Source organism: Desulfobacter latus (assembly GCF_013389365.1).
Classification (GTDB): domain Bacteria; phylum Desulfobacterota; class Desulfobacteria; order Desulfobacterales; family Desulfobacteraceae; genus Desulfobacter; species Desulfobacter latus.
This window is the reverse complement of the sequence record NZ_JACADJ010000021.1, coordinates 42,048-53,466: the sequence shown is the minus strand read 5'-3', so window position 1 is coordinate 53,466 and position 11,419 is coordinate 42,048. Positions and strand designations below refer to the sequence as shown.

At 42.2% G+C, this 11,419-nt stretch carries 10 protein-coding genes; 9 read left to right on the top strand and 1 reads right to left on the bottom strand.

The window, feature by feature from the left end:
• Window positions 1-225 precede the first annotated feature (225 nt).
• Window positions 226-597 carry a flagellar protein FlaG gene (locus HXW94_RS08365; RefSeq protein WP_178366439.1) on the bottom strand — a complete coding sequence of 124 codons (372 nt, stop codon included), beginning with the start codon at window positions 595-597 and terminating at the stop codon, window positions 226-228.
• Window positions 598-1,844: 1,247 nt separating this feature from the next.
• On the opposite strand from HXW94_RS08365, the gene HXW94_RS08360 reads away from it, so the two are divergent.
• The 9 genes from HXW94_RS08360 (at window position 1,845) to HXW94_RS08320 (ending at window position 11,418) form a co-directional block, all read left to right on the top strand.
• On the top strand, window positions 1,845-3,002 hold the full coding sequence (locus HXW94_RS08360) for a methyltransferase (RefSeq protein ID WP_178366438.1): 1,158 nt from the start codon (window positions 1,845-1,847) through the stop codon (window positions 3,000-3,002).
• A complete protein-coding gene (locus HXW94_RS08355; RefSeq protein WP_178366437.1) occupies window positions 2,999-3,724 on the top strand; it encodes a cytidylyltransferase domain-containing protein in 726 nt (241 codons plus the stop codon). The genes HXW94_RS08360 and HXW94_RS08355 overlap by 4 nt, the downstream gene beginning before the upstream one ends.
• Before the next feature lie 3 nt (window positions 3,725-3,727).
• Window positions 3,728-4,867 (top strand): DegT/DnrJ/EryC1/StrS family aminotransferase, encoded by a 1,140-nt coding sequence (locus HXW94_RS08350; RefSeq protein ID WP_178366436.1) that lies wholly within the window; start codon window positions 3,728-3,730, stop codon window positions 4,865-4,867.
• Between the two features lie 15 nt (window positions 4,868-4,882).
• Entirely contained in the window at window positions 4,883-5,851 is a 969-nt protein-coding gene (locus HXW94_RS08345) for an N-acetylneuraminate synthase family protein (protein ID WP_178366435.1), read from the top strand.
• A gap of 107 nt (window positions 5,852-5,958) precedes the next feature.
• A complete protein-coding gene (locus HXW94_RS08340) occupies window positions 5,959-7,029 on the top strand; it encodes a nucleotidyltransferase family protein (RefSeq protein ID WP_178366434.1) in 1,071 nt (356 codons plus the stop codon).
• Between the two features lie 11 nt (window positions 7,030-7,040).
• Window positions 7,041-7,745 carry a WbqC family protein gene (locus HXW94_RS08335; protein ID WP_178366433.1) on the top strand — a complete coding sequence of 235 codons (705 nt, stop codon included), beginning with the start codon at window positions 7,041-7,043 and terminating at the stop codon, window positions 7,743-7,745.
• 89 nt (window positions 7,746-7,834) lie between these two features.
• On the top strand, window positions 7,835-8,440 hold the full coding sequence (locus HXW94_RS08330) for a formyltransferase family protein (RefSeq protein ID WP_218576627.1): 606 nt from the start codon (window positions 7,835-7,837) through the stop codon (window positions 8,438-8,440).
• Window positions 8,437-10,155: a carbamoyltransferase family protein gene (locus tag HXW94_RS08325; RefSeq protein WP_178366431.1), complete on the top strand. Its 1,719-nt coding sequence runs from the start codon at window positions 8,437-8,439 to the stop codon at window positions 10,153-10,155. The genes HXW94_RS08330 and HXW94_RS08325 overlap by 4 nt, the downstream gene beginning before the upstream one ends.
• 3 nt (window positions 10,156-10,158) lie before the next feature.
• Window positions 10,159-11,418 (top strand): radical SAM/SPASM domain-containing protein, encoded by a 1,260-nt coding sequence (locus HXW94_RS08320; protein ID WP_178366430.1) that lies wholly within the window; start codon window positions 10,159-10,161, stop codon window positions 11,416-11,418.
• Window position 11,419: the final 1 nt, after the last annotated feature.

Here is an 11,419-nt window from a genome sequence, read left to right as displayed (position 1 = left end):
GAAAATGCAGAGAAGGTGATCATGCTACGTTCATATTATAAGTCAGGGAGATGGAATTATTTGAAACAAATGGCAAACTCGCACAATTCATTGGCTGTTGCATAACCGGGAAAATGGGAATGCGCCCTTGCTTATTGTTCAGCTACCAGTTGTTGGGTTTCGTTCCTCAACCCAACCTACGCAGCTTTGTGCCTTTGAGGCTTTGTGCGAGAATAAAATCAGAGATCACACGCTTTTATCAAAAAGAAGCCCGGTCAATTCCGCCATTTTTTCCTTTATCCTCACCAGTTCCTCGGCGGGAATTTGTTTTACAAGCTCATCGGTATTCCTGTTTTTGATCTCCACGACCACCTGATGGTTCAGTTTTTCATGCATGAAAAACCCCAGATCGGTTTGCAGATCATCCATGTATTCATTCAGGGTGTCTGTAATTTTTTTTATCTCTTCGGCAGGCGGCGACGCTTCCTGTTTGGGTTCGGTTGTCTGGGACCGATCCTGTGCCATATCTTTGATTTTATCAGCAGTTTCTATTTCAATGGGGCCGGCACCTGATAATGCAGCCGTCGTGGTGTTTTGAGAAACAGTATTTATATCCATGATGCGTTTTCCTTTTTATCCACTAATATATATTGATTTCAGACCGGTTGCCCTGGCTGAATTTTTATAAAATTTAACAAGAAAACCCCTAAGTCTTTAGCTTGGGGGATGAATTGACCAATCTTCAGTTGAAGAAAGTAGAGTTTTTGTAATAGAAACCCTCAGGTCCTATTCTGGAACTCTACAATAAACCAGTGATCCACATTGCCAATGTTATCCGCAGGTTTTTTAATATCAGCATCACTTCTGCTACCCTCACAGATGTTTAAACACTGACCGTAACGTTCGGGACGTGTGGAGTATCCCGAAGTACCTATATATTCTGCAGTAACGTAGCTCCACTTATCAATAACGCAGAGCTTAGGCTAATCAACTGAGCTTACGGGTTTCCCCACAAGCTCCTCGGTCTTTAGCCGAGGGGTTGTTGACTTGTATCGAACATACTTGGCGTTCGATCATTTGAATAGCAAATAAGAGAATTTAAAAATCAAGCAATTGAAATGATAATAATCCCTTTAGTCACTCAATGTTTTCTGTTATAAATGAGAGAATAATCAATTTCAAGGTAGCCTTTAAAAATTTTTTATGCTTTATTGAGTGATCCCCTCTCATTTCTCAATTGATTTATTTTGGCTACCGACATAACGCGGGATAATTTGGCCTGGTGATGAGAGTTTTGCAGTACCCAAGCCTCATGAGCCAATGATTCCGGAGATGCCTTATTTTAAAGGGCCTTCCGGCTTAAATCGATAGCCTTTATTTTGATACTTAAGAAATTTTTTATGCAATTAGGGGCATTCTTCATATCCCCATAAAAGTAGTTTAGGAATGAGTACGAAATAAAGTTCCCATTTTGATTTTTGAGGTATGAAAACCTGCAAATATGTTGTAATAAGGGGCGATTATGGAATGTTACTCTGAAGAGACAAAAAATTTTATGCGCCTATATTATGAAACCCTTAATGAACAAGATCGCCGGAGATATGCTGGTATCGAAGCTTTAAAATTGGGGCATGGCGGTAGAAATTATATTGCCAAAATTTTGGGATGCAGTTGAAAAACAGTCAGTAAAGGTGCAGTTGAAGTGAGTAAGTTGTCTATGCGTACAGTTCAAGAGGCCATCCTTCATTTACCAGTTTACACTTTTTGGAGCAAGCACCCTATTTTTTTAGCAATCATTTCCCAAAAAGTGTAAAGTACTTTGGGGGGGATGATATGAAGAATGCCGAAATTATAAGATACCTCTTATGAAATTAAGACAAAACCACAAAAAGTATTCAAGTCTTTTAGAGAATATTGATGATGTCAAGCAGGCAATATCTCTTATTTCACCATTTATTAAAAATATGATTAAATTTCCAATGAGGAAATTTAACGGCCCGATAGGTGAAAAACAACTTATATTTGAATCCAAAATCAAAAAAAATTTCTTAGAAAACAGATGTAATCTTTTTTCTCTCTGTTCTTCACCGGAATATTTTCTTGAAAAAGGAAAAAATCTTTTTTTTGAGGATTATCTTGCCTATCAATTTTGGATTACATCATTAGAAATTGAGCAAGAGCTAATATATAAATTCTGGCCCAAAACAGTCGTTCAACAATGTATTCATGCAGGTTTAATAAGTCAGAAATTAACATTAGAAGGGACAAAATTATTATCCAATTTTCGAATTATCCCTTTTAGGGACATGTTTCTTATAGCAGACCGATATGATCGAACTTATAATGATATGGTATATCTTTCCTATGATTCTTTGGTCTTAGCCGAATTTTTAGCAGAAGTAAATTATCAAGGCCAAGTTATTTGTGATATCTGCTCCGGCAGCGGAATTCTAGGACTTACAATTTCAAAAAACTGCCCGCATAAACAAAATGAAAGTGTTATACACAGTATAGATATTAACCCTCGTGCCATTGAATGCGCACAAGTTAATTCAGCCCTCAATGAATTGGCTCTCCAAGGCCACGTTTCAACATATTCAAATTGTAAAAGCTTCATTTCGACTTCAGATATTGTAGTTTTTAACCCTCCGTTTATATTTGGCCCGGCCTCTCGACTTTTACTGGATTCTGACGGGGGAGAACAAGGCATAGAACATACTTTTAACATCCTCAAACTGATAAACAGAAATTTAAAAATCGGGGGGCGTTATATAGGTATTAGCCAATCTCCTATTATTCAAGGAAAAGATGTCCTTTGGAATGCCGTACAACAATTTGAAACCTTAGAAATTAACTATCATGTATTAGATGAATTTAAGCCTTTTTCACGATATTCGGAATGGTATGCATCCCATGGTGTTGAGGCTATCAGGCAGATCATTATTTTTGGTGATAGGATGCCAACAAAAGCGGCCAAGATTTTTAATAATAAATCAGAGATCGGCAAATATTGTTTTTCATGATGAAGGCCAAAATGCAAAATAAAAAAACAAACATAATTATCCAATGCCGATTCTCTTCTTTTCGGCTGCCCGGAAAGGCAATGTACCCCCTCTGCGGTATTCCCATGCTGACCTTCTTGATCCGCAGGCTATCCTGGGGACTTGAGCATGAGTATTTCAGAATCATTGTTGCTACCTCAGACTCACCCGAAGACAACCCGGTTGAGGCATGGGCCCACCAGGAAGGGGTCGCTTGCATCCGGGGGAATCTTGAAAATGTATTGGCCCGTTATATGAAAACGATCCGGGCATTTCCCTCTGTATTAAATGTTCGGGTGACGGCAGACAATCCTTTAACCTGCCCTGATATCATAAACAGTTGTGTTCGAAAAATGGAAAATGAAATATTGGATTATATCCAGTCATATGGATATCCTCTGGGAGCAGGAGTAGACGTTTTCACAACGGATCTTCTCCATCGGATTCAGGATATGGCCAAGACACCCGAAGATTTTGAACATCTCAACAATGTAGTCCTTCACCGTCCGAGGATGTTTAAAACAGGTAAACTGACTGCACCACAGGAACTGTTAAAACCGCAACTTAGAATGACCGTGGATACCCCTGAGGACTTTGAAAGGATGTCTGCAGCCTTATGCACACTCGATATATGCCAGAGACCGGCCTGGGAGGTCCCATTGAAAAAGGCAGTGCAACTCTTTGAACAAATAAAAAGAAATTGACTCATGTGGAAAATCCCCCTGTTTGACCTTAATTACGACGACCAGGAGCTTAAAGCAGTATCAGATGTTCTGAAAAACAAATGGCTGACTGCAGGAGAAAAAACTGCGGCCTTTGAAGATAAGTTCGGACGGTATCTGGGTGGAAGCGTACACTGCTGCGCCGTATCTAGCGGTACGGCTGCCCTGCATCTGGCACTGCTCAGCCGGGATATCGGTCCCGGGGATGAGGTAATCATCTCCGGGCTGACCTTTGTTGCGGACCTGAATGTGGTTGTACTTACCGGGGCCCGTCCGGTTCTGGCTGATATTAAATCCCTTGACGACTGGAATATTGATCCCAGGGCCATAAAAATAAAAATCACTGATAAAACAAAGGCTGTTATTGTGGTTCACTATGCCGGGTGGCCCTGTGATATGGACGAAATCAGGCAATTGTGTAAATCCAACAATCTCCTTTTGATCGAAGATGCAGCCCATGCCCCGGGAGCCACGTACAAGGATCTAAAATGCGGAACTATCGGGGATATTGGCTGTTTCAGTTTTTTTTCCAACAAAAACCTGTCCACAGGAGAAGGGGGAATGGTGACGGCATCGGCTCCGGAACTGATCCGGAAAATCAAGCTCATGCGTTCCCACGGAATGACCAGTATGACCATTGACCGCCACCACGGCAGAGCCATATCCTATGATGTGGTTCTGCCCGGGCTTAACTACAGGATTGATGAAATAAAGTCTGCCCTGGGAATCGTTCAGCTGAAAAAACTTGACCAGGCCAATGAGAAAAGAGGAAAAATAGTAGCAGCATACATAAAGCATCTGGAAAAAATAAAAGATGTTAAGATTCCATGGAAAAATCCGGCGGGAGACCGGATCTCATCCTGGCACATATTCCCCATCCTTCTTAAAAAAGAAAACCTGCGCATTCAATTTATGGATGCCCTGAAGTTCAAAGGCATCCAGACAAGCATACACTATCCTGCCATGAATGATTTCAACTACTATAAAGGAATCATGAATCAACCCGTTGACACTGCGGATGAAGTCTCCCGGAAAATGGTGACCCTTCCCTTATTTCCAGGCATGACAGGAGATGATGTTGATATGATTTGCAATGAAATAAAACATTTTTTTATGAACAGATAAAGGAGTACCCAGCCTATGTACCTGATTGCCGAGATCGGATTTAACCACAATGGGGATATTCACCTGGCCGTGGACATGATACGGGCGGCCGCAGAGGCCGGCGCTGATGCCGTCAAATTCCAGACATTCAGAGCCAAAGATATCGCACTGCCCTCGTCCCCCCATTATGCCCTGATTGAAAAAGGGGAGATGTCTTTTGAAGACCATGAAAGACTCCGTCGGGAAGCTAAAACCCAAGGCATTGATTTCATGAGTACTCCCTTTAGCATTGACGCAGTGGATCTTCTGGCCAAGGTGGGCGTCTCGGCATTTAAAATCGCTTCCATGGACTGTACCAACACCATGCTCCTTAAAAAAGTAGCTGCCGCGGGCAAGCCCATATATCTATCAACGGGGATGGCCTCCATGGAAGAAATTTCGGCTGCAGTTGATACGCTTAAATCAGCCAACTGCAAAAACATTTACGTCCTCCATTGCATTTCACACTACCCTGCCAGCGCAGACCAACTGAACCTTTCAATCATCCCCTACCTCAAAGAGCAGCTTGATGGAATCGTCATCGGTTATTCAGACCATTTTCCGGGAATAGAAGCCTGCTTTGCGGCGGCCGTTATAGGTGCCCAAGTCATTGAGACCCATTTTACTCTGGATAAAACCATTCCCGAAGGTGACCATTCCCATTCCGCAGATCCGGCAGACCTTAAGGCTCTCAAATCCCGGCTTGCGCTGTTCGAGTCCATGGCCGGTTCAGCCCAAGCCATATCACAAAGGCCTGACCAGGAATGCGCCAAAGATTTCAGAAGAGGCGTATACACCAGAAGGGAACTTAAAAAAGGAGATACGCTGAAATCCGAAGACCTTCAGTTCACAAGGCCCGCATCGGATTTCACCCCCGATGATATTGATTTTCTCGAGGGAAAAATAGTAACAGAAGATTTACCGGTGAACGCTCCTGTCACAAAAAAAATTCTTGACTTTGGATAGTTGGTTTTTATGGTAGAGTCAATGCTGATTCAAGTGTAAATTAAAGGCAATTATAAACACATCCGATAGATAGCTGTAGCATAAGATAATTTGAAAAAGGGATGAACATGGAATCATGGAAATCAATTATAATCTCGCCTGACAATACCATACTTGATGCGATACGAGTCATCGACGGCAGTCACCCGCTGTTAACGGCATTGGTAGCAGATAACGAAATGAAATTGCTTGGTACAGTAACAGACGGTGACATTAGAAGGGGAATTTTGAACAGAATTTCTATGGATGCCCCGGTAAGCAAGATAATGCACACCCAGCCAATTGCACTAAACGTGTCTGACCACCCCAAAAAAATAAATGCTGTCTTTCATAAAAATTTAACCTGCCGGGCAATCCCGATTCTGGATGATCAAGGTAAAATCATCGCCATAAAACAGGGAAACACAGTCATTAACCAATCCATGCCAAATCCTGTATTTATAATGGCAGGCGGCCTGGGTACCCGTTTAAGACCACTGACCAATGACTGCCCCAAGCCAATGCTGCGTGTGGGAAACAAACCTATTTTAGAGATTATTCTCAATAACTTTATCGAAAATGGATTTTCCAACTTTTTCATATCCCTGAATTATAAAGCTGAGATGATAGAGGATTATTTTGGAGACGGCACACACTTGGGGGCTTGCATAACCTATATCAAAGAGAAAAAAAGGCTTGGTACCGCAGGCTCTCTAAGTCTCTTAGAGTCAAAGCCCAACCACCCGATTATTGTAATGAATGGAGACCTTTTGACAAAAGTCAATTTCTGTCAATTGCTTGAATACCATCATGCTCATAATGCTCAGGCCACATTGTGCATCAGGGAGCATGAATTTCAGTTACCCTTTGGCGTTGTGCAAATTGATAATTATAAGCTGACCGGCCTGAAAGAAAAACCCATTGAGACCATGTTCGTAAATGCTGGTATTTATACGATCAATCCGGATATCATTGATTTTATTCCCCTTAATCAATATTTTGACATGACCGATCTTTTCGAACAGCTTCTTGAAAAAGGCATAACTCCTTCAGCCTTTCCCATTAGAGAATACTGGCTTGATATCGGCCGGCTTAGTGAATATGAAAAAGCTGATCAGGTTTACATGGACATATTTCAAAAAAACTGTTTCACAGCCTAGTAAAGACTACAATGGATACACCTGACGTTATTACTATCCACCAACCTGATTTCCTGCCTTGGCTCGGTTTTTTTCATAGATGGCACCAGGCTGATCTCTTTATCATTCTTGACGATGTCCAATTTCTCAGAAGGGGATGGCACCACAGGGACAAAATTCTTATCCAGGGTAAATCGCATTGGCTGACGGTACCGGTAAAAAAAGGGGAGTTCCACAACAACATCAATGAAATTAAAATCATTAATGGAAATACATGGAAAATTAAACACCTCAACACAATTTATTCCGCTTATCAAAAAGCGCCCATGTTTGAGAAGTTTTTTCCGGCAATAGAGCGCATCTACCATAGTCCCTGCGACGGAACGTTGATGGGGTTCAATCTTCTTCTGCTCAAATCTATCGGAGGTATTTTAGGCATATCCACCCCCATCAAACTGTCTTCATCATGCGGAATTCAGGCAAAAAGCTCTGAGAAGCTGTTAATGCTTACAAATACAGTAAAAGGCAAGAATTATCTTACAGGCCTGGGTTCAAAAAACTATCTGGATGAAGCACTTTTTTCCGCCAATGGCATCGGAGTGATCTGGCATAATTTCATACATCCAGTATACAACCAGCTTTATAGCCCAATTTTTATACCGAACCTGTCCATTCTGGATATACTGATGAACCTGCCTGAAAAAGCCGTCATTGATTTTTTGAAAAAGGACTTATGAAAAAGATAGTGACCCAAGAAAGCAAAAAATACACCATCAGTCTATTTACGGATACCTTAAATTCTTGGATTATCCCGTGGGTAAATAAATTGGCGGAATTATTACGCCCTGTTCACAATGTGGCTGTATGCTACTGTAGATCAGAAATCCAGAGTGGGTCTTTTTTATTCATGCTGGGATGTACAAAAATTCTACCGCCTGAATATCTTGATTTAAATAAACATAATATTGTTATTCACGAAAGCGACCTGCCCAGAGGCAGGGGATGGTCTCCGGTATCATGGCAGGTTTTGGAAGGGAAAAATAAAATCCCTGTATCTCTTTTCGAAGCCGGACGGGATATGGATTCCGGAGATATTTATCTCAAAGATGAGATAATCCTGGAAGGAGGCGAATTATTGCCAGAAATTAAAAAAAAGCAGGGAATAAAAACCATTGAAATGATTATTGAATTCATTGATAAATGGCCGAATTTGGTTGCGGTCCCTCAAAGGGGAGAGGCAACCCTGTATCGCAAACGAACCATCAGGGATGATCGGCTTGATATTGATAAACCTTTAAAGCACCTCTTTAATCAATTAAGAATTGTAGATAATGAAAAATATCCAGCCTGGTTCGAAATAAACGGGATGCAATATCAGCTTAAAATTTATCCCGATTTGCGGACAGATCAAAAAGGAGAGGTCAAGAAATGAAAATACTGGGTATCAATCATGATATGTACATTTCATCCGCTGTTCTTATGGAAAACGGAAAAATTGCTGCCGGAGGGGCCGAAGAAAGATTTATCCGTGAGAAACAGACAAGAAATTTTCCAAGTCACGCCATAGAATTCTGCTTGAAAAAATCAGGCAATATAATAAAAGACATTGACTATATCACATCATCCTGGAACCCGGGAGTATATCTGAAAAACTATAATCCTTTATTTTCAGATAAAAGAAGATGGAAGGCTGAACATTTATTTTCTGTTCCGGATAATATATTCAAGCTATTTGATGAAAAAACCAAAAACAGTATTGATCACGTTGAACAGACCATTTTTATGGATAATACTTGCTGCAGGCTGGTTTATGTGACCCATCATTTGGCCCATGCAGCCAATGGTTTTTTCCCCTCCCCTTTTGAGACTGCTGCGATCTTAACGGCAGATGCACAGGGAGAACTTGAAGCCACCACCTTCTGCCTGGGTAAGGGGAATAAGATAAATAAAATAAAAAGCATTGATTACCCCCAGTCGATGGGGGCTTTTTACAGCACAATAACCGAGTATTTAGGTTTCAGACCCAATTCAGATGAATGGAAAGTCATGGCCTTGGCAGGGTTTCACAAGGGGGGAGACGAGTATTATAAAAAATTCAAAGAAAACCTGTTCAGCCTTCAGCCTGATGGAGAATACGAATTTGACCTGACATATTTTCAAGGCTATAACCATGAACAGCCCCACCTTTTTACCGAAAAGCTGGTCAGACTGCTCGGCCCGGCTCACAGCCCAAGAGCGCCTGTTGAAGACCGTCATTACGCGATTGCAGCGGCACTTCAGCAATCCTCAGAGGAAATTGCCGTTCATATGCTCAATTGGCTGTATAAAGAGACCCAATGCAAATCTCTTTGCCTCTCCGGCGGTTTTTTCATGAACTCAGTTTTCAACGGCAGAGTTTTGAGTTTAACCCCATTTGAAGATCTTTTCATCTCACCCTGCCCTGATGACAGCGGAAATTCAATAGGTGCGGCCCTTTACCTTCATCATCATATTTTGGGCAATACAAAAAGACATGCCCTTACCCACAATTTTTTCGGGCCTGAATATTCCGACCGCGAAATAGAATCCGTCATCAATAAATTTGGAATCCGCTACCGGGTCGAACAAAATATTGAAAAAGCATGCGCTGAATTCATTGCAGAGGGAAAACTTGTGGGATGGTTTCAAGGAAGAATGGAGTTCGGCCAGCGGGCCCTTGGCAACAGGTCGATACTGGCTGATCCAAGAGACCCATCGACAAAGGATAAGGTAAATATGGCTGTCAAGTTTCGTGAGAGCTTCAGGCCTTTTGCCCCTGCTGTACTTGAAGAAGACGCCAAGGATTATTTTAAGTTTGGGCCCAACTCTTCCGTTCCCTTCATGGAAAAAGTATATATGATCCCGGAAGACAAAAGGGCACAAATCCCGGCTGTCACCCATGTGGATGGATCCGGAAGACTTCAGACTGTATCAAAGGCAGCTAATCCGCGCTTTCACAAAATGATATGTGAATTCAAAGCGTTAACCGGCCTTCCAATTGTACTCAATACCTCTTTTAACCTGAACGGGGAAGCTATTGTATGCACGCCTGAAGATGCCCTGCGTACCTTTTTCTCATGTGGCCTGGACATCCTGATCATGGGACAACACATCATAACCAAAGGATAAGACATGACAACGAACCAGCCTGCCATTCATCCCAGGGAAGAGGGATTCAAAAAAAACTGGACTGATAAAAAAGACGGCATCATGTCCGTTGAAGAGGCACAATACAGTTATGACACCAGCCAAAGGGAGCAAAAATTCATAGAAAGCCAGTTCCCGACAGCCGAGGAAAAGGAGAGATACAGTAAATACAGAAAGGAGTGGTACCGGCGGGCCAAGGAATTCGATCCGGGTCCGGCTCCCCTGGCCGTAACTTGCGAACTGGTCAGCACCTGCAATCTTGCATGCAAAATGTGCTATACAGTAACAGAAGAATTTCAACGATCGGTCATCGGGGCCCAGCGCATGCTGCCCTGGAAAATTGTAAAGGCCGTGATTGATGAATGCGCGGAGCTCGGAGTGCCCTCAATGCTCTTCAGCTGGCGCGGCGAGTCCCTGATGTACCGCTCAAGGGATGGAGAAAAAAACGTTGATTTCGGGGATGTCCTTCTCTATGCCCGCAAAAAAGGAATTCTGGAGATCACCTCCCTGACAAACGGACATATGCTGAACAAGAAACTGGCCGAAAAAATTATTCGGGCCGAGCCCAACTGGATCAGTTTTTCAGTTGACGGTCTGGAACAGGCATACAACAAGATCAGGATACCTAAAAAAAAACAACAGGATTTCAACGGATTCACCCACGTAATCCAGAATATAAAAACTCTGATCCGCCTGAGAAATGAGGCCGGTAAAACAAGACCCCAAATCCGTGTTAATGCAGTATATCCAGCCATTGCTGAAGATCCCAAGGCCTATTATGAATTTATGAAGGCAATCGGCGTCGACTGGATCACAATCAATGAATTAATGGATATGCGAGGAGAAGATGTCCCTGAAGAGTCGATAATGGAAAACTGGGCCTGCCAGTATCCTTTTCAACGACTTACCATATCTGCCAACGGAATACTTTTACCCTGCACCGGCGCCCACAATGAAGAGCCCCCTCTTATTATAGGTCGCTATAGAAACAGCTCGAACAAACAGGTGGTATCCGAAAACGGCAAGACCCGAACGATAAAAGAAACTGAAAAGTCCATTGTCGAGGCATGGACATCAGAAAAAACAAACCTGATTCGAAAATTACACAAAGAGGGCAAACGGAAAAAGATAAATCCGGGATGTAAATACTGCAGGCACGGTGTACAAAAAAAAGGGGCGCAATGGGTTCCGAAAGAATGGGATATGGAAACAATGGAATGGAAGGGTACGATGTGGAGAACATAAA